Origin of the sequence: Paenibacillus sp. FSL M7-0420, assembly GCF_038002345.1 — a bacterium.
Lineage (GTDB): Bacteria > Bacillota > Bacilli > Paenibacillales > Paenibacillaceae > Paenibacillus_AQ.
In genome coordinates this window covers 7,320,337-7,344,261 of sequence record NZ_JBBOCJ010000001.1, presented here as the reverse complement: position 1 = coordinate 7,344,261, position 23,925 = coordinate 7,320,337, and the positions used below count along the sequence as shown (strand labels likewise).

21 protein-coding genes are annotated in these 23,925 nt (G+C 54.1%); 1 reads left to right on the top strand and 20 read right to left on the bottom strand.

Annotated features, from left to right (window positions below; translation table 11 throughout):
• Positions 1 to 22 precede the first annotated feature (22 nt).
• The 20 genes from nadA to pth form a co-directional block, all read right to left on the bottom strand.
• A complete protein-coding gene (gene nadA, locus MKX51_RS31645) occupies positions 23 to 961 on the bottom strand; it encodes a quinolinate synthase NadA (protein WP_036696456.1) in 939 nt (312 codons plus the stop codon).
• A gap of 245 nt (positions 962 to 1,206) precedes the next feature.
• The gene (ftsH, locus tag MKX51_RS31640; RefSeq protein ID WP_340945735.1) at positions 1,207 to 3,252 is read right to left on the bottom strand and encodes an ATP-dependent zinc metalloprotease FtsH; all 2,046 of its coding nucleotides are present in this window, start codon (positions 3,250 to 3,252) and stop codon (positions 1,207 to 1,209) included.
• 111 nt (positions 3,253 to 3,363) lie between these two features.
• Positions 3,364 to 3,903, bottom strand: a complete 540-nt coding sequence (gene hpt / locus MKX51_RS31635; RefSeq protein WP_340945737.1) for a hypoxanthine phosphoribosyltransferase — start codon at positions 3,901 to 3,903, stop codon at positions 3,364 to 3,366.
• Between the two features lie 46 nt (positions 3,904 to 3,949).
• The gene (tilS, locus tag MKX51_RS31630; RefSeq protein ID WP_445322043.1) at positions 3,950 to 5,413 is read right to left on the bottom strand and encodes a tRNA lysidine(34) synthetase TilS; all 1,464 of its coding nucleotides are present in this window, start codon (positions 5,411 to 5,413) and stop codon (positions 3,950 to 3,952) included.
• A gap of 58 nt (positions 5,414 to 5,471) precedes the next feature.
• Positions 5,472 to 6,410 carry a serine/threonine protein kinase gene (locus tag MKX51_RS31625; RefSeq protein WP_445322091.1) on the bottom strand — a complete coding sequence of 313 codons (939 nt, stop codon included), beginning with the start codon at positions 6,408 to 6,410 and terminating at the stop codon, positions 5,472 to 5,474.
• The gene (locus MKX51_RS31620) at positions 6,400 to 7,146 is read right to left on the bottom strand and encodes a hypothetical protein (protein ID WP_036723943.1); all 747 of its coding nucleotides are present in this window, start codon (positions 7,144 to 7,146) and stop codon (positions 6,400 to 6,402) included. Before MKX51_RS31620 ends, MKX51_RS31625 begins: the two co-directional genes overlap by 11 nt.
• Positions 7,147 to 7,733: 587 nt before the next feature.
• Positions 7,734 to 10,241, bottom strand: coding sequence for a stage II sporulation protein E (spoIIE, locus tag MKX51_RS31615; RefSeq protein WP_076082799.1), 2,508 nt, complete (start codon positions 10,239 to 10,241; stop codon positions 7,734 to 7,736).
• Between the two features lie 673 nt (positions 10,242 to 10,914).
• Entirely contained in the window at positions 10,915 to 11,415 is a 501-nt protein-coding gene (locus tag MKX51_RS31610; RefSeq protein ID WP_036696437.1) for a S1 domain-containing RNA-binding protein, read from the bottom strand.
• A 125-nt stretch (positions 11,416 to 11,540) separates the two neighbouring features.
• Complete coding sequence (locus tag MKX51_RS31605; protein ID WP_340945749.1) at positions 11,541 to 11,876, bottom strand: FtsB family cell division protein; 336 nt, start codon at positions 11,874 to 11,876, stop codon at positions 11,541 to 11,543.
• Between the two features lie 31 nt (positions 11,877 to 11,907).
• Positions 11,908 to 12,471: a spore cortex biosynthesis protein YabQ gene (gene yabQ / locus MKX51_RS31600; RefSeq protein ID WP_340995186.1), complete on the bottom strand. Its 564-nt coding sequence runs from the start codon at positions 12,469 to 12,471 to the stop codon at positions 11,908 to 11,910.
• Positions 12,468 to 12,752, bottom strand: coding sequence for a sporulation protein YabP (gene yabP / locus MKX51_RS31595; RefSeq protein WP_076082791.1), 285 nt, complete (start codon positions 12,750 to 12,752; stop codon positions 12,468 to 12,470). Before yabP ends, yabQ begins: the two co-directional genes overlap by 4 nt.
• Before the next feature lie 134 nt (positions 12,753 to 12,886).
• On the bottom strand, positions 12,887 to 13,165 hold the full coding sequence (locus MKX51_RS31590) for an RNA-binding S4 domain-containing protein (protein WP_036723951.1): 279 nt from the start codon (positions 13,163 to 13,165) through the stop codon (positions 12,887 to 12,889).
• A complete protein-coding gene (locus MKX51_RS31585; RefSeq protein WP_036723954.1) occupies positions 13,165 to 13,437 on the bottom strand; it encodes an HU family DNA-binding protein in 273 nt (90 codons plus the stop codon). Before MKX51_RS31585 ends, MKX51_RS31590 begins: the two co-directional genes overlap by 1 nt.
• Before the next feature lie 285 nt (positions 13,438 to 13,722).
• Positions 13,723 to 15,222 (bottom strand): nucleoside triphosphate pyrophosphohydrolase, encoded by a 1,500-nt coding sequence (gene mazG, locus MKX51_RS31580; protein WP_340995184.1) that lies wholly within the window; start codon positions 15,220 to 15,222, stop codon positions 13,723 to 13,725.
• A 78-nt stretch (positions 15,223 to 15,300) separates the two neighbouring features.
• The gene (locus tag MKX51_RS31575) at positions 15,301 to 16,953 is read right to left on the bottom strand and encodes a putative polysaccharide biosynthesis protein (protein WP_340995182.1); all 1,653 of its coding nucleotides are present in this window, start codon (positions 16,951 to 16,953) and stop codon (positions 15,301 to 15,303) included.
• 207 nt (positions 16,954 to 17,160) lie between these two features.
• Positions 17,161 to 17,703 carry a stage V sporulation protein T gene (gene spoVT / locus MKX51_RS31570; RefSeq protein WP_036723994.1) on the bottom strand — a complete coding sequence of 181 codons (543 nt, stop codon included), beginning with the start codon at positions 17,701 to 17,703 and terminating at the stop codon, positions 17,161 to 17,163.
• 305 nt (positions 17,704 to 18,008) lie between these two features.
• Positions 18,009 to 19,058 carry a peptidylprolyl isomerase gene (locus tag MKX51_RS31565; protein ID WP_036723960.1) on the bottom strand — a complete coding sequence of 350 codons (1,050 nt, stop codon included), beginning with the start codon at positions 19,056 to 19,058 and terminating at the stop codon, positions 18,009 to 18,011.
• Complete coding sequence (gene mfd / locus MKX51_RS31560; protein ID WP_340995179.1) at positions 19,045 to 22,569, bottom strand: transcription-repair coupling factor; 3,525 nt, start codon at positions 22,567 to 22,569, stop codon at positions 19,045 to 19,047. Before mfd ends, MKX51_RS31565 begins: the two co-directional genes overlap by 14 nt.
• Before the next feature lie 132 nt (positions 22,570 to 22,701).
• On the bottom strand, positions 22,702 to 22,932 hold the full coding sequence (locus tag MKX51_RS31555) for an anti-sigma-F factor Fin family protein (protein ID WP_036696405.1): 231 nt from the start codon (positions 22,930 to 22,932) through the stop codon (positions 22,702 to 22,704).
• A 90-nt stretch (positions 22,933 to 23,022) separates the two neighbouring features.
• A complete protein-coding gene (pth, locus tag MKX51_RS31550) occupies positions 23,023 to 23,583 on the bottom strand; it encodes an aminoacyl-tRNA hydrolase (protein WP_036723962.1) in 561 nt (186 codons plus the stop codon).
• Positions 23,584 to 23,668: 85 nt separating this feature from the next.
• Between pth and MKX51_RS31545 the strand changes: the two genes are divergently transcribed.
• The gene (locus MKX51_RS31545; protein ID WP_379254216.1) at positions 23,669 to 23,875 is read left to right on the top strand and encodes a hypothetical protein; all 207 of its coding nucleotides are present in this window, start codon (positions 23,669 to 23,671) and stop codon (positions 23,873 to 23,875) included.
• The last annotated feature ends 50 nt before the right edge of the window (positions 23,876 to 23,925 follow it).

The following is a 23,925-nucleotide window of genomic DNA, read 5'->3' as shown; positions in this document are numbered from 1 at the left end:
TTCAACGAAAGAGTAGCGCATGCTACCGGACTTGTAGCATGCGCTCTAGGGATGTTCTGGCTTTGTCGGCGACTGCAGGCGGTACATAGATCTGCGGCTTCATCGTCTCCAGGCATTTGACCAGCTTTTTCAAATTATTTACCTTCATATTAGGACATACCAGGAATTTGGTGGCAAAATGAAACTCCTTATCCGGGCTGTCCAGCCGCAGCTGATACCCGGTTCCATCCTCAGTACCCACAATAAACTGCCGGCGGTCCGATTTCCGGCAATATTCCAGAATTGAGGTAGTGCTGCCCACATAGTCCCCCATTGCCACGACTTCCGGGCGGCATTCGGGGTGTACAACAAATTCAGCTTCCGGGTATTTGGCTCTCATCTCCATGACATCCTTGACGGTAAGCATGTCATGAGTATTGCAATAGCCCTCCCAGATAATCAGCTTCTTGCCGGTCTGATCCTGCACATATTGGCCCAGATTCTTATCGGGCACCCAGATGATTTCTTCGGCATCGAGTGATTCGATCACCTTCACCGCATTCGCTGAGGTGCAGCAAATATCTGTCTCCGCCTTGATCTCTGCAGAGGAATTGATATAGGTTACTACCTTCGCACCCGGATGCTGAGCCTTCAGCTTGCGCAGCCCATCCACGTTGACCATGTCAGCCATCGGGCAACCAGCACGTTCGTCAGGAATCAGGACCGTCTTGTTCGGTGCCAGAATCTTGGCACTTTCCCCCATGAAATGAACGCCGCAGAATACGATTACATCTGCCTCTGTCTCCGCTGCCTTCTGGGCCAGCAGGAAAGAGTCTCCCCGGAAATCGGCGACCTCCTGAATTTCATCACGCTGATAATAATGAGCCAGAATAATAGCATTCCGTTCCTTCTTAAGCTGTTCGAGGCGCACACGAAGTTCACGATTCTGTTCCTGCTTGCGCTCAAGCGCCAGAGCTTCCACGGTCAGTCTCCCCCTTATGTCTTCATGGCTTGCCGCCAGTACATTTCTTATAAATGATAAATTTAATATTTATTCACTAATGTACACAACGTTCCACCCCCTGTCAATCCAAGCGGGTGCTCTGTTTCAGAGAGAAACCGGAGGACAAGTTGCCGTGTGAAACCTGTGCATGCTTATATCCAAAAAAAAAGCCCGGAGAACCAGTGGTTCTCCGGACTAGATTACACAATGTGCTGCGGTACAGCTTAGACGAGGCTTCCGCCGCCCTTATTCCCGTCATCCGGTCCGTTGCCCTCTTCAGGGTCCGGCTTGTTCGGAATATCCTTGGACAGGTCTAATGGGGATTCCTCGCCAGTTTTGCCTTGAATCCGGACACGCACATCACCGATGGAATCAATAATCGGCTCGCCCGCTTCATTGGTAACGGCGTCGCCTTCTTCTGGCTTGCCATCCTCACTCAGATAGCCTTGCTCAATCAATTCTGTGATCTGATCAAGCTCCAGCGTTTCCTTCTCAAGCAGGGTGTTGGCAATCAGGTGCATTTCCTTGGAATGCTTGGTCAGCAGCTCTCTGCAGCGCTCATAGCTGCTGCGGATAAGGTTCTGCATTTCCTGATCAATCTCATAAGCAATGGAGTCACTGTAATTCTGTTCATGTCCGATATCCCGGCCCAGGAAGACTTGGCCTTGGGTTGCACCGAACTGCAAGGGCCCAAGCTTATCGCTCATTCCATATTCCATAATCATCGCACGCACAATGCGCGTAGCCTGCTGGAAGTCACTATAAGCGCCTGTGCCGATTTCGCCAATGAACATTTCTTCAGCAACGCGTCCACCAAGCAATCCGGTAACCTTATCCAGAAGTTCTTGCTTGGTTACGATCATCCGGTCTTCCTTAGGAAGCATAATAACATATCCGCCGGCACGGCCGCGCGGGATAATGGTAACCTTGTGAACCACATCAGCATGCTCAAGGAAGTAGCCGGCAATGGTATGGCCTGCTTCGTGATAGGCGACAATCCGTTTCTCGCGGTCACTGATGACGCGGCTGCGCTTCTCGGTACCGACGATGACACGGTCAATCGCTTCATCCACTTCACGCATCGTAATGTCCTTGCGGTTACGGCGGGCAGCAAGCAATGCCGCTTCGTTCAGCAGGTTCTCCAGATCCGCACCGGTGAACCCGGTAGTACGCTTGGCGATAACGTCAAGTCTTACATCCTTGGTCAGCGGTTTGTTGCGGGAGTGAACCTTCAGTACAGCTTCACGGCCCTTCACATCTGGGCGGTCAACCGTAATTTGACGGTCGAAACGGCCCGGACGGAGCAGCGCCGGGTCAAGAATATCTGCGCGGTTGGTAGCCGCGACAATGATAATGCCTTCGTTGCCGCCAAAGCCGTCCATTTCAACGAGCAATTGGTTAAGGGTCTGTTCCCGTTCGTCATGTCCGCCGCCAAGTCCTGCGCCGCGCTGACGTCCCACAGCATCGATCTCATCGATAAAGATAATACAAGGAGCATTCTTCTTCGCGTTCTCGAACAAGTCACGTACGCGGGATGCGCCGACACCGACGAACATTTCCACGAAGTCGGAACCGGAGATGCTGAAGAACGGAACGCCTGCTTCCCCTGCAACCGCACGGGCCAGCAAGGTTTTACCTGTTCCCGGAGGACCTACAAGGAGTACCCCCTTCGGAATCCGGGCACCCACTGCTGCGAATTTGCGCGGGTCCTTGAGGAATTCAACAACCTCAACCAGCTCTTGCTTCTCTTCGTCAGCTCCTGCAACATCCTCGAAGCTGATCTTCTTCTTCTCTTCATTATATAACCGGGCCTTGCTCTTGCCGAAGTTCATCACCTTGCCGCCGCCGCCCTGTGCATTATTGAACAGGAAGAAGAACAGGATGAACATGATAACCAGTGGAATCATGGAAGAGAGGAATGTCAGCCAGATGCTGTCACCTTCCATTTTCTTCTGGCTAAGTTCTATGCCGTTCTTATCGCTGGCAGCCACAAGCTCGTTAAGGGCCTCGTCTGTAGGAGGAACATAAGTGGAGAAATTCTTCGATTTAGCCTCGGGTGGCAGCTCTTTATATTCGCCAGTAACCAGAAATGCATTCCCCTCAAACTGAACCGTCATGCTCTTCACATTATTGTTCGAGATCTCCTGCCGCAACTCATCATATCTAGGGAGATCGGCGGATTCATTTCCATTGCTTACAAACTGGACTATGCCCACCACGACTAAAAATAAAATCAAATAAAAACCAGAATTCCGGATGAACCGATTCATCCCCTACCTCCTCTCGCAACGCTCAAGTTATTGTACCATAGCCTGACCGGACTCCTCAAATTGTCAGGAAATCCAGAAAAGTGATCCGTAGATCTAAGGCTGTCGGGTTGTTCATTTGGTATAAATCTCAGGCTTCAGTACACCGACATAAGGGAGGTTCCGGTACAGCTCGGCATAGTCCAGTCCGTAGCCTACGAGGAATGCATCAGGAATCACAAAGCCGGTATACTGGGCTTCAAGATTCACGGCGCGGCCCGAGGGCTTGTCGAACAGAGTGACTACATTGACAGAAGCGGCATTGCGCCCCTGCAGCATTTCAATCAGATAGCTGAGTGTAAGGCCGCTGTCGATAATATCCTCGACAATCAGAACATCACGGCCTTCAACCGATGTGTCCAAATCCTTGATGATTTTGACTACGCCGGATGATTTGGTTGTACCGCCATAGCTGGATACCGCCATGAAGTCCATTTCAACGGGTACTGTAATCACTTTAACCAGATCCGCCATAAAAATAAACGCACCTTTGAGTACACAAATCACTAAAGGTGTGCGGTCTGCATATTCCTTGCTCAGCTGGGCGCCAAGCTCCCTGATTCTTTGTTGAATTTCTTCTTCGCTGATCAAGATTTCCTGAATATCATTCTGCAACTTGCGAACCTCCTAAGATATACTTATGAAAGACTTACTTCGGCCATTACGATTCTTCGCCCTGTTCCATGTCTTCCAGGGTCAGGAGCAGAACTGAGGCCGTGTGCCGCCCAACTGCGGCATGCACCGAGCGCCTTACGCCCGGAATCCAGACGATATTGCCGAGTGCATCACATACGAGGGGAATTGCAGGCCGTTCGGAAGAAGGTATTTTATCATCAATGTAAATATCTTTTACCTTTTTGCTTCCGTTTAATCCCATAACCCTTATGGTATCTCCAGGCAACCGGGAACGAATGGTGAGCGGCAGGACAAGATCGTCCCCGTCAAACCAAGCCGAGTTCTTCCCGTAATCCTCCTCCTGTGCAGAAAAAACTTCCCCCGCAAGCCCCCTCATCGTCATAACCTTTCCTATCTCCATCAGCTTAATCCGGGGATGAGTCAAAGACAGCCGGTATGTATAGCTTACCTGCCGGGTCAAGGGCTTGGACGAGAACACAATGGTATCATATTGCCGCACACAGACATAACCGCCACCCATATCCAGTGTCCAGACGGTAGGGTATTCCTGCAGCGTTCCCCGGCGTACTGCTTCAATCTTGGGAAAATCCATGAATGATGAATCCGCCGACAGATAATTTAATATTAGTTTAATCAAACGCCGTTGTAAAGCGGAGGGTATGGCCGCAAAGGCAGCTCTTTTCAAGGTGTATTTTCCATGCTCGGTGAAAACCAGCTCATCAAAGCATTTTGCCGCATTCGCCTCCATATATTCATCTTCCGCCGAGGCAATTTCAGCCAGCTGCAGAAGCGATTGTCTCACTCTCGGATTATGCTGCTCCAGCATAGGGAGCAGCTCCAGCCTGACTGCATTCCGCTTGTACTGCGTCAGGAGGTTGGTCGCATCCTCCGCATAAGCTAAGCCCTCTTCTAGGCAAAAGCCGACAAGAGCCGTTTTGTTAATACGCAGGAAGGGGCGGATGAGTTCCACCTTTTTTTCGGTCCGTTTCCAGCGCATGCCTGCAAGGCCCGAAGGCCCGCTCCCCCGCAGCAGCCGCATAAGCACCGTCTCGGCCTGATCGTCTGCATGATGGGCCAGCGCTACCGAGCGCGCCCGGTAACGGTGTGCGGTAGCAATCAGGAACTGGTAACGCTTCTCCCGTGCAGCCCCTTCCGGGCCAAGCCCGCTCTCCTTAATGATGGACGGAATATCGAATTCGCCCAGCTCGAAGGGAATGCCCAGCTCTGCCGCGAGGTCCCGGACCAGCTCTGCCTCCTCAACCGATTCGGCTCTGAAGCCGTGATTGACATGGGCGCAGATCAGCGTCAGCGGCATCCGGGTCAGGGAGATCTCATGCAGAATACGCAAAAGAGCCACAGAGTCCGGCCCTCCGGAAACTGCGACTACAATGGTGTCATGCGGCGCCCACAGCTCATATTCAGCCGCAGCCTCCATTACGGATTCCACCAGTTCCTTCCTGTCCTCCATAGGGGCTTCCTTTCCTGCCATCCCTTACACCGCCTGCTCCGGCGGTCAGCATCTTGTTGATTATGTACGATTTCAGATCTCAGAAACGGAAAACCCAGTATAGCGTGAATGCCAGCAGAAATAAAGACAGCGCGAACGCATTTTTGAGCCAGCGCGGGGTCGCCATCGTCTCGTGTCCGCTCTTCCGTCCTCTGTAGATGTGGCTTCTCCAGATCTCTGCTGCCTGCGCGGAACCGGGGAAACCGCCTTTGAGCGCGAGGCATAGCCAGGAGGACAGCTTCTTATCCGGCAGCTCCCGGGCCAGCTTCATCAGCTCCTCTACGCTCCTTGTCTGCGGCAGCTGCTGGGCGGCAGACTTCAGCCCTTCTTCATTAAGCAGACGCAGGCACAGGACGGCAAAAGAAAACAGGTCATAGCTCTGGTCGCCTGTCCGGCTGCCGGCATTCCAGAATCCGCGGTCATGCCATTCGGTGAACTGCTTCACGCTCCGTCCGATTGGGCTTGCCCCTCCGTAATCAATCAGCTCAGCTTCCCCGTAGCTGGATACCATGACATTCTCCGGCTTCAGGTCCCCGAACACGAAGCCGCACTCATGCAGCGTCTGCAGCTTCTCCAGAATCGTCATTCCGACAAGCCCCAGCCAGGAGGCACCGTTCCTGGACAGGAAATGGTGCAGCGGCCTTCCTTCCACATAACGCATTACATAAAAGGGCGTATGGTCCCGGTCCTTGAAATCATCCGATTCCAGCAGATAGGAGGATAGCGGCGATTCCTTGCGGGCCCGGTGCTCGCTGCGCTTGCGGCAGGACTGCAGGGAGGTCAGCACGTTAATCTCAGACTGCAGCTCCAGCGTATCGTATCCGATCTTGAGCGCATACCGCTCCCGTCTGCCTTCCCGCTGCACCAGATATACGGTTCCGTTTGCCCCCTTCCCCAGCACACGCTCCACGACATAACGGTTCCCCCGCCATTTGCCGGTAATCACTGTGCCTGCCGGATAGGATGGATTAGACGACATACCCATCAATCATCCCTTCTCTTGCCCCGTCATCTTCCCCTGGAAGATAATTACGATGTTCTTCCAGTTTATCATACCGGTAATGTTCCAGCACCTTGAAAATAGCCGGCCCGGTCGGCGTAGCCCCCCGCATCTTCAATCTGGAAAAGAGGGAGCGGACCTCGGACACATTCCGGGTCCAGTCGATATCCAGCATGGCATCCTCACTGCCGGAGCGTCCGGGAAAATGGAACACGGCAATCTCGCTGCGCCCTTCCCGGGCCTCCAGACTGAGCGCCAGATCACGGATGGCGTCCTCCACCGCGCCAAGCTTCGGCTTCATACTGGCGCTTGCATCAATTAAAAGCGCTATGCGCAGCGGCGAGGTCTCGGTCAGCTCATCGACCACGGTAACCACCTGTGAACGCTGCTGCGGAGGCAGCTCCGCCAGTGAGCCGTCGCCGAGAATTTTTTGCACCTCTTTATTAACCGCCTGCTGAATGGTCTGAACCACCGTCTTGCGTGTCATCATCTGAATGGTCTGGGCCAGCTGCGGGGTTCCCACGATCCGGCTGATCCCGCCCCCTGCCTTGGCAATATCGGCAATCTCCCGGCTGCCCAGCTCACCGATGGTTCCATAATCTACGACTCCAACAACATTGACCGTGATGCCCTCCTGACGGGCGTGTGCAGCCGCCAGCACCGGACTCTCCCCCACATTCGAACAACCGTCTGTGATCAGCAGAATTTGCTTCATGACCGTTCCTCCCTTCCTTGTCTAGTTACTAGCATTGCCAAGGTTGAGAGATTTCAAACGCCGCTTAACGCTTAAAGATTAGATCTGAATGAGCTCGTAAAAAAGAGTCTCTGCGAGAATTTTACGATAAACCTTCAACCTCAACTTTCGTCCGCTAACCAGCAGCGGTTGAAAAGGAGAGGAGCAGGGGCTGGCGCGTGGGTGGAATGCACCCGCCGAATAATTTGAAGACAAGACCCGGCCTTTCAGCGCTCACTTTGCTTTCGGCCCTTGAATGTTACTTTTACTCATACTTTTACTCATACTTTTGCCCATTCTCATGCTTCATCCCCTAGCTCCAGCTCCGAATCTAATAATCCTGCCTAATATGCAACATTCCTCTCATTAATCCCTCCTGGTATGGGAAATGTTGCACAAAAGGCAGGAATCCTCCTCCTTTAAGCAGATTAGTGTACAAAATCTTGCAATTCATGCAGCAATCCACTCCAACACCCGGATATCTTCAGCGTCAAGCTGCATTATGTGCAACATTTCCAGCTTACTCATCCAAATATACTAATTAGTTGTCAGGTCAATGGCTTACTGCGTTAGCTAACCGTACGCGGACGCTCCATCCGGCCCACGCCGGGCATATGCAGGCTGGACCATTCCGGGTGGTAATGATCCACACGGCTGACTACGATGGTCATATCATCATGAACCTCATTGCCCTGATAGCGGATTACCTTATCCAGCAGCTCGTCCGCCATATCCTGCGGGTCATCGCCCTCCAGCTCCTGGATCAGACGTTTCATCCATATCTCCTTATTAACGGCATAACCGGGCGCATCATAAATACCATCAGTCATCATAATGAGGATATCACCGGGGCGAAGCTGCATGGTGACCAGATCGACCTCAATATCTTTGATGATGCCGATCGGCAGATTGCTGGCCGTCACGGGGATCACCTCGCTGCCCCGCCGGATGAAGCTCGGAGCGGAAGCAATCTTCATGAAGATGGTCTGCGCCGAATACTGGTCGATCAGCGCCATATCTACTGTCGCATAGAATTCATCCGGGGAGCGCAGCAGCAGAATGGAGTTAACGGATTTCACCGCCAGCTTCTCATCCATTCCTGATTGCAGCAGCTTCTCCAGCATAGATAACGCAGCGCTGCTCTCCATCCGGGCCCGCTCCCCGTTGCCCATTCCGTCACTGATGGAGACGGCAAAGGTACCGTTACCCAGCTCCACCGTACTGAAGCTGTCTCCCGACAGCATATCGCCTCCCATAGCGGCGGCAGCTACACCGGAGCTTATCTCGTAAGCCTTCGCCGAGCCAAAGGTCACCATCGACAGGCCCTCGCGGGGATGGACGGCGGTCTCACTGACCACTGCGATATTCTCCTCCAGAATATCCGAGAGCAGCGGGGCGATCATTTTGCGGCATTCATCGAAGCCCCGGGTGTAGGCATGCACGACTTCAATCTCTACCCGGCCGGGATCGAGACTCAGAATCTCAATGCTGTGAATGGAGAGGCCCAGCTTTTCCAGCGCCTCCCGGATCTGGCTCTCCTGCCGGTACATCGCCTGCCCTTCCCGCTTAATCTCCTTCGCCAGGTCCTCCATTACCTGCGAGACGCCGGATAATTGCTCAGCCACAAATTGGCGGCTGTCGTATATTTGCCGCTTCCAGCGCATATCATGCTGGTATAGTTCATATTGGCCCTTCATCACCTCAAGAACCTCCCCCGTCCTGCCGCAGATCCGGCTCCACTCCGGCGGCAGCTGGGCAGCGGTAATGTCCGGGCACTCCTCGACCGTGGTCATCATGTCGGTCATATACCTGTAGGTCTGATAGAACTTGGCATCCCAGCAGTGGGTCCGCCGGATGCACCCGGCGCAGGCTCCCTCTGTTACCGTATTCATAAAATCCTCCATCTCACGGTCGCTTTTGCCCGCCTCTGCGGCCCGGGGAATCTGCCCGAAGCTGCTGGAGAGCTGCTGGAATACCTGCGAGAACTGGGTCACCCGGTCTGCTGTAATATCCCGGACCCTCCGGGCATATTCATGCTGGGAACGGCTGTGATCGGCCGTGCCTGGTACATATTTGGCAATGGCAGTAATCATCCCCTTAGGTGTTAGAAGAAACAATACTACGGCTGCACAGGTCTCCCAGGTAGAATTCATGACATCGCCCGGTCCCATGAAGTATACGGATAGAATCGTTGATCCCAGCAGCATCCCGATGGAGACCGCCCCTTTGCGTCCGGACTGCATCATACCTGCCAGCATCCCGGAAAAGGCCAGCAGGCTCATTTGATAGATGGCTCCGATATCGGCCAGACTGAGAATAAGTCCGGTCACTACACCAACCGCAGCACCAAGCGGCGCTCCTCCGGCCAGGGCAAAGATCAGAATCAGAAACCGCGATAAAACATGCTCCAGCGATAGACCGTTAATGGTCCAGCCGACAAGGCCGGTCATGACGGAAGCCAGCAAGATGATCAGACAGAGTACCTCCTCATTGCGGAGTGCCCTGCTTTTCTGCTTATAGGTGAATAAAGGAAGCGCCTGCAGGAATACAAGCGTCAGCACGAATCCGAGTATGGCATCAATGGCCGCCATCATCAGCGGATACCACGTGAGCGAAGGACCGATAACGACCTGGAACAGTCCCACCATAAAAGAAGCTACGAACACCATCAGAGGGGCATAAGACAGATCCACCCGCTGGAAGTTCTCCAGCCCTTTGTAGATCAGATAAAAAATAATCAGCTCTGCCGCAACCACGATGGCACCCGGAAACGGGGTGAAGAGACTGCCGAGCACGATGGCTGCGGCCACAGGCAGCATGGAATCCCTGCGCATAAATACAATGACGGCGAAATAAGCAGCAGCAAACGGGGTAAGCTCATCCAGGATCATAGCCCGTCCCAGCAAAAAGCCCATAAGGCTAAGCAGCAGCACCCACTTCTTGACCGCGATGAACTGGATAACCGGCAGCTTGGTGCCCCACGCCTTCAAGCGCGTACCTAAGGCTTCTTTCTGATTTTTGTCTTTGCTTCCTGCTCTTGTCCACTCCGGCAAATTCACCACATTGCTTTTACTCATTCCCTGCACCACCCGTTTATGAATTTTATGGTTCTCATTATATAGCGGGGGTCTTAAGAAAGTTTGTCAGAAACGGAGAGCAATCTGTAAAAAATTTCCGACAAAAAAGCCTGTCCCGACATTCTGTGGAAAAGCCTCCCAATCCCATACGGGGTAAAAGATCGGCTGCGGACTGCCGCAGTCAGACTGCCGGTTGCAGGTAGTGGCCGCGCGGACATTCGTCAGCGATTGCCCTGGAGTTATGTGAGAATGGCATAGATGCTGTCGGCAATTTGTTCAAAGCCCGACAAAAATAGCCGGAAGCTTGGGCGCGCGGTATAGAGCTGGGGCGGGCTGGGCTGCTCATACTCTGCGTTGCGAGCAAATTGTAGTCGGTTTTCCGATTACATTTGGTTCACGCGCCTCCATGTTGCCGACTGTAATCGATTTTCCGATTACATTTGGTCAATGCGCTTCCACGTTATCGATTGTAGTCGGTTTTCCGATTACATTTGGTCAATGCGCTTCCACGTTATCGATTGTAATCGGTTTTCCGAGTACATTTGGTTCACGCTCCTCCAAGCTGCCGATGGTGTTCGGTTTTTGGCCTACATTCGGTCCGCGGGCACAAACACAAAAAAACCGCGAAGGGCGCAACGCCCCTGCGGTTTATTTATGATGTGCAAGACTCAGATTATACGCGCTTGGCTCCACGACCGCCGCGCTTTCCTTCTGTGTTCTTCTTGATCGAAGATATCCGTTCTTCGCTGTCTTTCAGGAAGCGTGACATTTTATCCTCGAATGAAGGTTTACCGGCTGCAGGCTTGAATGGACGCCCACCCCGTTCACGATTGAATCCACCGCCGCCTCCGCCACTGCCGCCACCACCGCCGAAACGGTCTCCACCGCTTGGACGTTCAGGTCTTGGAGCTCTGGGGGGACGTACTTCCGATGCCGGCTTATCAACGGCTTGCTTAATGGAAAGTCCGATCTTGCCGTCCTTGTCAACATTGATCACCTTAACGGTTACTACATCCGCAATCTTCAAATGATCGTTGACATCCTTGACGTAGTTATCGGCGATCTCCGAGATGTGAACGAGACCTGTGACACCTCCTGACAGATCCACAAATGCTCCGAAATGCGTGATGCCTGTCACCTTGCCCTCTAACTTGGTGCCCACTTCAATTGCCATAGAATAAAATGATCCTCCCTTAAAAATATACAGACGAATATAATGTCCATCCTGTCTGCGGTGATTTGATTATACAGTAAAGAGCAAAGCAAGGCAACACAGCGTAAGCCTCTTTTCGCCTGCTTTTATTGCCCGGATTGCTCGGTACGGATAGGTGATTCGCCTGCAGGATACATATTGTACCATTTACGCGCTAATTGTCCGATATACTCATCGTCATTCAGACGCGAGACCTCATATTTCAGTTGATTCAGCGTAGCTGTTACACTCTCATTGCTCTCGGTCTTACGGGCGAGCTGTGCACTCTTGTCTGCGATTGCTGCGCTCTGGGCAAAGAAAGTGAATCCGGCCCAGCCGAAGAAAACAGCCATCACAAGAATCCATATAAACTTTCTTCTCTTCGCGCCTGCGGCCGAAGCACTCTGGTTCGTATTCTTCTCTTCCGCAGAGAATCTGTTCATTTAAGCTTACCTCCAGTTCCAGGGTTCAAGGTCAGCGCTTCCGCCACCCTGATATCCACTTGGTGATCCTCACGATCCGGGCGCTATGAACGAACCGGGATGTATACGGAGAGGCCCACCTTACAGGAAGTACCCAGATTGGCTTGGTTAGACGCAGCAGCAGCTTAAAAATATAAAGAAGGACCCGGCCGAACAGCAGCACTGTTCCCTTAATCAGGCGCCACAGCCAGAGAATCGGACCTCCGATAACTATGGTAATGAACCGCCATAGCTTCCTGCATGCATACTGCACCCACTGAATTAACCTTACCACAAAACGCTGCACCGTAATACTGAAGATCAAAAAATAGATCCATACACCTAGAAAGAGGCCAAGAACGACATAAAACCTCAATTGTCCCTGGTTTCCGGCATAAAGCATGCGAAAGACCAGCAGGGCCGCCCCTATCCAGTACAGCAAATCCAGCAGCGCATTCAGCCAATTGGGAAATCTCAGCTTCTGCGACAGCACCCGGTAGCTGTCATAGGCCAGTCCCATGGCAATGCCGGACAGAATCATATAGAGCAGGGTGATCCATTGAACGGAGGGATTCATTTAAACAGCTTGCGGAGAATCCCTTTATTTTTGCCTTGCGCCCCGGGGTCAAGATAAATCAGGGAATGAACATTGCCTTCAAGGGACAGCATTCCATTCTCCAGACTTAGATTCTTGATATGTAAATGAGTCCCCCGAATGGTCAATTGGCCGAGTTCTGTACTTAGCAGAAACTCCTCGTTGTCAAAGCTCTCCACATTCTGCACACCTGTCAGCTCAATCTGCTTACGGCTGCGCATGTGCAGATCATGCTGTTTGTTGACTTTAGTTGGCTCCATCATAGCATGTACCCCTCCTTCTTGGTTCTAATCTATGAAGGAAGGACAGGGTATAGAACAAGAAAAAAGAGGCATCCCGCTCCGCCGTCTTCCGGCTTCAGGAATACCTCTTAACCTTATGCTGCAATCATTTGCTGCTACCAGTCGAGTCCCGTGCTTTTGGCAACAGGCTCTTCACGGAGCAGGGTATACATTCCGGCGGCCTCGTCCTTGCGGGTGGTTTCCACCAGCTTTTCCACTTTGACCGTCACAAGCTTTTGGCCGAACTGCACGGTAATCTCGTCACCGATCTTCACCGTGCTGCTCGGTTTGGACTCCCGTCCATTGATCAACACCCGGCCCTGTTCGGACACATCCTTGGCCACGGTGCGGCGCTTGATCAGACGGGAGACCTTCAGGAACTTGTCCAGACGCATTAGTTAACGGCTTCTTTGAGCTTGTTACCTGCCTTGAAGGCCGGCACTGTGGATTCAGGAATTTCGATAGGTGTGCCCGATTGCGGGTTACGGCCGGTGCGGCCGGAACGTTTGCGCGTTTCAAAAGTACCGAAGCCGATCAGCTGTACTTTATCTCCGCTTGCCAGAGCTTCTGTAATTTCGCCCAGCATTCCGTTAAGTACGGTTTCTACGTCTTTTTTGGCCAATCCGCTTTTCTCGGAAATGTTGTTTACCAGATCTGTCTTGTTCATAATTTGAAGTTCCTCCTAGGATACAAAAAATAAATGAAAATCAGGTTTACCGGGGAATCACGGCAAATCGTCATTTCGTCTTTATGATATTCTGGATTCCGCCCTCAATTCCTGCCACGATCCGCCGTTTTTTTTGAAAAAGTAACATCGTGCGTAGGATATGGGGGTTATAGCACTATAACATTATAAACCTCTCAATGCATTTTAAATCAGAGATTCGCGCCAATAGTCACAGCATTGCCGTGAAACGCGCGGGATATACGCCGAAGACTATAATTCTAAAATCTATTGCTTCCGCTCTTCTGTCTTGGCTTCCTGCCAGAGGGCCTCCATCTCTTCGAGCGGGCTGTCCTCCAGCCGGACCCCCTGATCCCGCAGACGCTGCTCAATATACTCGAAGCGGGATACGAATTTGCGGTTGGTGCGGGTCAGCGCTTCTTCCGGATCGGCTCCGATGAAGCGGGCCACATTGGTGGCTGCGAACAGCAGGTCGCCCAGCTCCAGCATCTGCTCCTCGGCGGACTGTCCCGTCTCAATCGCTTCCTGAAGCTCGTCAACCTCCTCGCGGATCTTGGCCAGCACATCACTGGTGTTATCCCAGTCGAAGCCGACGCGGGACGCCTTCTTCTGCAGCTTATACGCCTTCATCAGAGCCGGCAGATCCCTCGGAACCCCGCTGAGTGCGGACAGGGCTTCGGGCTTCACGCCTTTGCGCCGCTTCTCCTCAGCCTTCATCCCTTCCCAGTTCTGCAGCGCCTCCTCGGCATTGCCCGCCGCCTGATCGCCGAATACATGCGGATGGCGGAACAGCAGCTTCTCATTCAGCCCCTCAATGACATCGTAGACACTGAAGGTTCCCAGCTCCTCTTCCATCTGGGAGTGAAGCATAATCTGGAGCAGCAGGTCGCCCAGCTCTTCCCTCATATGGTCCGGATCATCCTCGTCAATTGTCTCCAGCACCTCATAGGTCTCTTCGATCAGATTTTTGCGCAAGGATTCATGCGTCTGCTCACGGTCCCAGGGACAGCCCTCGGGGCTCCGCAGAATATCGACAATCTCATGCAGCCGGGCAAAGGTGCGGTTACGTGCTTCATCCGTAAGGCTCGCCGGAACATATACCAGCGACAGATTACCATAGCCGTCCAGCCGGTCCAGCTCGTACAGCGGCACCCGGAGAATCTGCTCTTCGCCCTCCACGCCAAGCGCATGTGCGGCAATGACCTCATACTCGGGCGGGTACAGCTCCATCAGGCAGAGCTTGGTCTCGGACGCAGTGAAGCTGTCATAGACCTGCCCGATCAGGGTGTGCAGCTCCGGGTGAAGCTGGGAGCTGCGGATACCGGAGGCGTCCAGCAGCTGGAAGCCTTCAATCGGATCAAAGCCCAGACGGACGAACGCTTCATCCAGGAAGCTCTCGCCGCCGAGGATATTCAGCTCAATGCCCGCCTCCGGGCAGCGCCCGCGCAGCAGGGAGACGGCGGATTCGGCCACCATGGGATGCCCCGGCACGGCATAGACGATCTCCGTGCCCTGCGGAGCGGATGCAGCCTTCTCCATTAGCGTTGCCGCAATGGCTTCATAGACCTCAGGGAAGGACGACAGCGACTCATACAGCCCGTCGAAGGACTCCCAGAATATCTCCATCTCCGCCAGTGCAGCCATGACAGGATGCTCTGCGGTCCGCACGTATACGGCCGAGGCCGCCTTCAGCTTCTTGATAATGCCCAGTGTCAGCCGGTCCGGGTTCCCGGAGCCCAGGCCGACGATCGTTAATGTTGCGCTCATGCCATTCTGCTCCTTCCAGGCAGCCGCCTGCTGCTGTTCGCGAAAGGCGGCTGCGCTATGTATCTATTGAGCTGCGCCTTATGGGAACAGGCGCAGCTTCTTCAGCTTGTCCGCTAAGCGCGGGCCGAAGCCCGGAAGCTGGCGCAGCTCGCTCTCGCTGAGCAGCCGCAGCGCCACTGCGCCGAGTGCGAAGACGGCGCAGCCTGCGAGCACGCCGAGCAGGCTCTGCGCCAGGGCCGCGGTCCGCCCGCCGCCGAAGCCGGCGGCGTCTGCCGCCCAGGCTGCGCCGTGGCTCACGGCCGCGGCGGCCAGCGCGAGGCCCGCGAGCAGCGCCGCGGGCTTCAGCAGGACATCTGCGGCGCGCAGCCGCAGATGTCCCTGCCGGTAGAGCAGCAGCACGTTCAGCGCTGCTGCGAAGAGATGTGCGGCCACGCCAGCGATGGCCGCACCGGTAATGCCCTGCTGCGGGACGAGCAGCAGGTTGAGGGCCGCCTTAAGCACAGCGGCGGCCAGCAGGGTCAGCGCCGGCGCACGCACGGCGCCCAGGCCTTGCAGCAGCGCGGCGGAGATGATGCTGACCGTGCCGCCTGCGGCGGTGAAGGCCAGCCAGGTCATCGCGCCGCTGCCGGCGGCGTCCCCGTACAGAGCCGTGTTCACCGGCTCGGCAAGCACGGCCAGGCCTACGGAGGCGGCCAGCCCGAGGAGCCAGAACCAGCGCAGCGACAGCGTGATGCGCGTGCGGATCAGGGCCTCATCCCGCTGGTACTTCGCTTCAGCCAGTGCCGGGATGAAGACGACCGAGAGCGAGGTCGCCAGCATCGTTACGATCTGCACGAGCGGCAGCCCGCGGTTATAGATGCCGAACTGGGCCATCGCCGCCGTCTCGCTGCTCCCGCTCCCCGCCAGCAGACGGGGAACTGTGAAGACATCGACCAGTCCGATTAACGGAACAGCCAGCGCACCAAGCATCACCGGGAGGCCATAGGCTAACAGCTCGCGGGCAGGAATGCCCTGCTTATCCCTTCGTACGGCCGATGCCGTTCTGTTCTGAAGCAGAGCTTGAGGCAGCCTGTCGGGCAAGCCCCGGCGGTGGCTGCGCCAATACAGCAGCATCACGCCGAGACCGGCGATCCCGCCCCCGGCTGGACCCAGCATCGCACCCGCAGCGATTCCTGCCGCATCTGCGCCAGCGCCCGTTAGATACAGCAGAAGCGCGATCATGACCGCCACGCGTACCGACTGCTCGACCACCTGTGACACGGCGGTCGGCATCATATTATGCAGTCCCTGGAAGTAGCCGCGCAGCGCCGCCATCAGCGGCACCACCGCCAGCCCCCAGGCACTGCTGCGCAGCGCCGGGACAATATGGGAGCTGCCGACCCATACCGCAATGAGCGGAGCCCCGGCGTAGACCAGAATGCCGAGCACCAGGCCGCTGGCCGCTGTAATTCCGGCGGATAGCAGCAGGACCCGCCGCCCCTTCTGCGCGTCCTGTGCCGCCGAAGCCTCGGCCACGAACCGCGAGATGGCGGCAGGCAGCCCGAGCATCGCCACCGTAACCAGAATGGTATACAGCGGATAGACCGTATTGTAGATACCGAACGCGGCGTCACCGCCCAGATTCTGCAGCGGTATCTTCTGGAGCGTACCGATCAGTTTCGAGAAAATAGCTGCCGCGCTAAGAATAAAAGCGCCCTGCAGCAGCTTCGAGCCTTGCGAATTGGATGTCATCGTTTACCTGCTTCTACAGCCATAACTGCCATAATATAGAGCTTGCTTTAACCTAAGCAAATGAATTTCTATATTATAACTTATCTAAGGGTAGAAGTGTAAATGACCATGCGTCTATTCCTTAGCTTGCCGATTCACAGCAAAAACCCGCCATTCCCTACGGTCATAATAACCTAAGGAAAAGCGGGACTCTCCAGCACCAGCTGATTACTGCTCCATTTGCTTGCCCAGGAAGGCTGCGGCTGTCTCCGCCATTTTCACTTCCATCTGGGCCATCTTGACTGAATCATCCTTATTCAGCAGCACTACGCAGCCGATCGGATCTCCTCCGGAGATAATAGGCGCTGCCACATAAGTGGATAACAGCTCCGTGTGGTCCTTGCTGATGTCATAGCTGCCTGCATTGGTCTCAAGCATCGTTTTACGGCTTTCCATTACCTTTTCCAGCAGCACACCCACTTGCTTCTCCAGATAATCCTTCTTGGAGCCGCCGGCGAGCGCGATGAACGTGTCCCGGTCCGTAATCATGGTAATATGCCCTGTTCCTTCATACAGCGACTCTGCATATTCCTTGGCGAAATCGCCCAATTCACCAATCGGTGAATATTTTTTCAATATAACCTCACCATCGCGGTCAACAAAAATTTCCAGAGGATCGCCCTCACGAATCCGTAAGGTGCGTCTGATCTCTTTGGGGATAACAACTCGTCCGAGGTCATCAATACGTCTTACAATACCAGTAGCTTTCATTTCAAATGTTGCCCCGCTTTCCTTAAGATGTATGGTCCAACTACTGTCCATTATGGGAATGGTTAATCCCGGTGATTTATCGTAATATCTGACCATAGTATTCATCTCTTCCCAGTTCCTTATACATCCGTCAGTCCGCATATAATTGTTCATGGAGAATGAGAACGCCCCGGCCCGGCATCATTCCAGTTATGATCACAAATAGTCATTTCTATACCGCCGCAGTATTTTCCCCGTTTTGCTCTATTGCGGCAAAAAAAACCGCCCGGATGCATGGCGCATCAGGCGGCTTGTCCAGCCTAAATTTATTTAGCGGCTTCTGTAGCAGCCGGTGTATCTGTAGCGGCTGGCGTGTCACTGCCCGCAGCCGGAGCCGGTGTGGCTGTGGCTCCCGCGCTGCCTGCAGCAGCAGAGCTCTTCGGCAGATTGATTTTAATCTCCAGACTATCCAGTTCCTTCTCCAGGAAGGTCTCCAGGCTGGCAGAAGCGGCAGAGTTCTTCACAGCCTTCAGCTGGTCGGCAGTCAGCGTATCGAAGGTAGTGTCCTTGCGGGCTTCCACCTTGATAATGTGATATCCGTAGGTGGTCTTGACCGGCTCACTGATCGTATTCAGCGGAAGACTGTGGGCCGCAGCCTTGAACTCTGCTACATATTCTACCAGAGCCTTGTCCTTATATTCACCGCCGGTTTCCTTCGTGCCGGTATCATCCGAGTATTCCTTGGCAACGGCTGCAAAGTCTGCCCCGCCATCCAGCTTCGCCTTCACTTCCTGGGCGCGCTTCAGCGCATCGGCATCCGTCCGCTCTTTACCGGCGCTATCGGTCAGGCCCACCAGGACATGGCGCAGAGTAGCCACACTATAATCAGCCTTGGTGGCTTCATAATGGGTCTTGACCTGCTCGTCCGTTAATTTCAGCAGCATGTCCTGATATACGGTAAGTACGCGCTGCATATAGGAACGCAGGTCCGACTCGCTTAGATCCTGTTCCTTCAGCGTGCTCTTGTACTTATCGCCCAGCGCAGTCTTGATAGAGCCGATCTGAGTATCGACTTCCTTCTCCGCAGCCTTCTTCGCTTCATCCGTGGCCTTGTCCGCCAAGTATTCGAACGCGACCTCCTGCTTCAGGATGGACTCCTTGAACATATCGATCTCCAGATACTGCGCCTGCTCGGGGGACAGGAATTTCATTACGCGGGTATCCAGATTGAATTCCTTCTGGGTAATGGTGCCGCCCTTATACGTTGCCACCGCAGTATCATCACTTTTATTGCTGCAGGCAGCAAGCATGGAGAAGGACAGGGCTGCGGTCAGCGAGACCACCAGTACCTTCCAGGATTTTTTATTTAACGACATTGTGTAATTCTCCCTTCGATTTTAAAGACTGTTTGGCTGCCGCCAGGAATTGCTCCAGCACATCCAGCAGCTCCTTGTCACCTAAATCCTTCGCTTTGATCCGGATCGTTGCCTTGGCATCCTTATCAAATTGTACACGCCTTTCGAAGCTATTACCAACTTTGGCGAGCTTTGCCGTATCAAACGCCCCGAGGCTGCCCTCGTGGAAATTAAGCAGGGCATCATCCCCGCGCCGGACCATGGATTCCATGCCGTACAGCTTGCCATACACCTTCAACCGGGCCACAGAGAGCAGATTAATAACGGCTTCCGGCAATTCGCCGAACCGGTCCAGCAGCTCATCCTCAAGCTCGGAGGCATCTTCGAAGGAAGCCACAGCAGCAACCTTCTTATAGATTTCTATTTTTTGGATACTGTCGTAAATATACTCGGAAGGAAGATACGCGTCAATCGACAAATCAATGACCGTATTCCCCTGCTTCAGGGAAGTATCCTCCTCGCCAAGCACGCTCACCTTGCGTTTGCGGATTTCCTCCGCCAGCATCTGTGAATACAGGTCGAAGCCGACCGAGGCAATGAAGCCGTGCTGCTCCGCCCCCAGCAGATTGCCTGCTCCCCGGATGGAGAGATCGCGCATAGCAATTTTGAAGCCTGAACCGAGCTCGGTGAATTCCTTGATGGACTGCAGGCGCTTCTCAGCCACCTCGGTCAGCACTTTATCGCGCTGGTAGGTGAAGTAGGCGTAAGCAATCCGGTTGGAACGGCCGACGCGTCCGCGCAGCTGATAGAGCTGGGACAGACCCATTTTGTCAGCATCATGAACAATCAGTGTATTTACATTAGGAATATCGACACCGGTCTCTATAATACTGGTGCTAACCAGCACATCATACTCTCCGTCCAGGAAGTCGAGAATCGTCTTCTCAAGCTCCGATTCCGACATCTGTCCATGCCCGATACCCACTCTTGCCTCCGGCACCAGCATGGAGATCTGCGCCGCCATTTCCTGAATCCCCTGTACACGGTTGTACAGATAATAGACCTGCCCGCCACGGGCCAGCTCGCGCTCCACTGCTTCCCGGGTCAGCGTCTGGCTATGCTCCACCACATACGTCTGTACGGGAAAGCGGTTCTCCGGTGGTGTCTCAATAACTGACAAGTCACGCACCCCGAGCATCGACATATGCAGCGTGCGGGGAATCGGTGTGGCTGTCAGAGTCAATACATCGACATTGGTCTTCAGCCGCTTCAGCTTCTCCTTGTGGGTCACGCCGAAACGCTGCTCTTCATCGACAATCAGAAGGCCGAGGTCCTTGAAGACCAGATCCTGTGACAGCAGCCGGTGTGTGCCGATAATAACATCCACTGTCCCCTGGCGTACTCCCTTGATCGTCTCATTCTGCTCCTTGCGGCTGCGGAACCGGCTCAATACCTGAATATTCAGCGGATAATTGGCGAAGCGCTCACGGAAGGTCTCGTAGTGCTGCTGCGCCAGAATCGTCGTCGGCACGAGCACAGCCACCTGCTTGCCCTCTATAGCAGATTTAAAAGCAGCCCGGATCGCCACCTCTGTCTTGCCATAGCCTACATCACCGCAGAGCAGCCGGTCCATCGGACGGTTCTGCTCCATATCCTTCTTGATCTCTTCGATCGCCCGCAGCTGGTCACGGGTCTCCTCATAAGGGAACATCTCTTCGAATTCGCGCTGCTCCTGCGTATCCTTCTCGAAGCCATAGCCAAGCGCGCTCTGGCGCTCTGCGTACAGCTTGATCAGATCATCGGCGATATCCTGAACCGAGCTCCGTACCTTGCTGGTCACCCGGGTCCATTCATTGCCGCCCAGCTTATAGACCTTCGGCTCCTTATCTTCCGAGCCGACATATTTCTGAATCAGGTCAATCTGTTCAATCGGAACAGAGAGCTTGTCGCCTCCAGCATAGAGGATATGCATATAGTCGCGGTGAATGCCGCTGACCTCAAGCGTCCCGATGCCCATATATTTACCGATCCCGTGATTCTGGTGAACCACATAATCCCCGATCTTCAACTCGGTATAGCTCTTAATCCGTTCGGCATTATCAATGCCCTTCGAGACCTTACGCGCCTTGCGCTGCTTCTGCGAGAACATCTCACCCTCAGTGATCACCGCGAGATGAATCGAAGGAAGCTCGAAGCCGGAGCCCAGGTTACCCTGCAGGATCGTCGGCTCCTCGATGCCATAGTCGTCCAGTACCCGGCGGATACGCTCCATCCGCTCCTCGCCATTAGCCAGCATGATCACCTTCACGCCGGACTTGTGCCAACGCTCCATCTCGGACTTCAGCACATTCATCTGGCCATGGAAGTCCTGCATTCCGCGGCTGATGAAGCCCAAGATATTCTGTGGCTGAATATGCGGAACCTGACGCAGAAATATCGACATAAACAGGCTCTGGAACGGACGCTGGTACATAATAACCTCGCTGTCGACAGAGAGCTGCAGCTCAGGCAGCGTCTTGCCGTTCTGCAGCAGGTGCAGATTCCATTCCGACTCATCCCGCTCCAGCTGCTTGGCGGTCTCCAGAAGTCTGGCCGGCTCATCCATGACAAGCAAAGTATCCTGAGCCATATAATCATACAGATGAATGCGTTCAGGGTAGAGCAGACTGATATATTTATAGACTTCCGGGAAATAGGTGCCCTGCCGCAGCATCTCCAGCTCCCGGCCCATCTCCTCACGCAGACGCAGCTTGGCCTGACGGTCACTCATCTTCTCAAGCTGCCGCTCCAGCATTGCAGACGCAGCGGTAGAAGCCGCATCCTGGCGGAGCTGATCGAATATAATCTCCTTGGCCGGTGTAATCTTCACACTGCGGACCTTATCGATGGAGCGCTGATCCATAGGATCGAAGGTGCGGATAGAGTCTACCTCATCATCAAACAGCTCCACCCGGTAAGCCAGTGGAGAGGTCATGGGATAGAAGTCGATAATACCGCCGCGTACACTAAGCTCACCGCGGTTCTCTACCCGCTCCACCCGCTCATAGCCCATCTCAATCATGGACATGAGGAAGTCATCCAGTGGCAAGGTTCCGTCCTGCGAAACCGTAAGCTGGGCTTCAGCCATGACATGCGGAGCGGGGAGCAGCCTCCGAACGCCGGAGTAGGGAACGACCACAATCCCCCGGAAGCCTTGGGCGCAGCGCGTCAGCACATCAATCCGCTGGGCCAGCGTCTCCGGGCTTGAGACAGCGGCCTCAGCCGCCACCAGCTCATTCGCCGGGTAGAGCAGCACTTGCTCCGGGGAAAGCGCTTCCTGCAAATCATCAACCATCTTCTGGGCTGAGAACATATTATGGGTCACAACCAAGAGCGGACGCTGCGTCTCCTCATGCAGGGCAGCCAGCATGATTTGTCTGGCCGAGCCGGACAGACCGGAGATAAGCTGTTCCTTCATCCCTGCTGCGATGCCACGGGTGACAGACTGGAAATCAGTATCCTTGGAAAAAGCTTCTATAAGACCTTGTAACAACAGGTGCACCTCTCTTACTAAACAGGCTGACAGCGGCAATGCCGCTATCACCTATTATAATTGGAATCGAAAACAAGCCTCAGCGGATAAGGCCAAGGCTTGCGGATGACGATAGAGACAGGCGCTTCCACCTTACTGAAGCGGACTGGCCAGCAGGCTGAGCTCGGGGTTGTTATCCAGCGCCTGCTTGCAGTAATCGCAGGTCACCTTCACCGTAATCTCGCCTTCTGAATCATACGCTATGATATCTCTGCGCTCCGCAGGGGTCAAGGATTGCAGCCCCAGCTGCATCTCTGTAATATCGCTTCTGCCAATGCTTCCCAAGAACGTCCGGCAGTGCCTGCATACATAGTGTATTGCCATCTATATGCCTCCTGAAGGTAGTATATACCTTCAGTATGCCCCGCCCGGGAGGGCTTTAGCCGCAGGGTCCTGAACCCTATGCCTTGTATTTCATCCGTTGAATTTGGCCATGGTCTGTTCAAAGGTATGCTGCAGGCTATATTCCACAGCATCGCAAGTATCACTTATCATGCTCTCAAGCCTTGCTCCATCCTTCTTGGCGAAGGTAGATAGTACGTAGTCAACTATAGCAAAGCCCGGCTCCGGACGGGATATGCCCATCCGCACCCGGTTGAAGCTCTGGGTGCCCGTATGCTGAATGATGGACTTGATGCCATTGTGCCCGCCGGCACTGCCTTGATAACGCAGCCTGATCTTACCCAGCTCAGTATCCAGGTCATCATAGACCACGATCATATCTTCCAGCTGGACCTTATAATAATCCATATAAGCCCGTACCGCTTCCCCGGACAGATTCATGAAGGTCATCGGCTTGATCAGCACCGTCTTCACACCGCCGATCATCCCTTCACCGATTACCGATTTGCATTTATTCTGGTTAAAGGCAATTCCGTGTCTGGACGCAAGCTCATCGAGGGCCATGAAGCCGACATTATGCTTGGTCTTCGCGTATTGCGTTCCGGGATTCCCGAGTCCAACAATCCATTTCATATTTAAGGTTTTTCCTTTCCGCCCGGTACTCTCAGCAGAAGAGTTCCGTTTTTGGTACAATAAGTTTATACTCCGGAGACAGGTGATGAACATGCCACATCAGGGCGATATCTTAACACTGCAGCGCCATTTCCAGTACCATATTCAATATGCTGTGCCTGTTGAAGTCTATAGGGGGAACGCGCACGTAGACATCGGTGTGATTACAGCGGTGGACGAAGGCTTCGTAGAGCTGCAGGGTACGCTGTACAACCGCAGCCTCTTCACCTTCATCTCCCGTCCGGGATATTGAAGCTTATACGAGCCTTTAGTCCCTCCCGCTGCATCACGCCGATAAGGGTT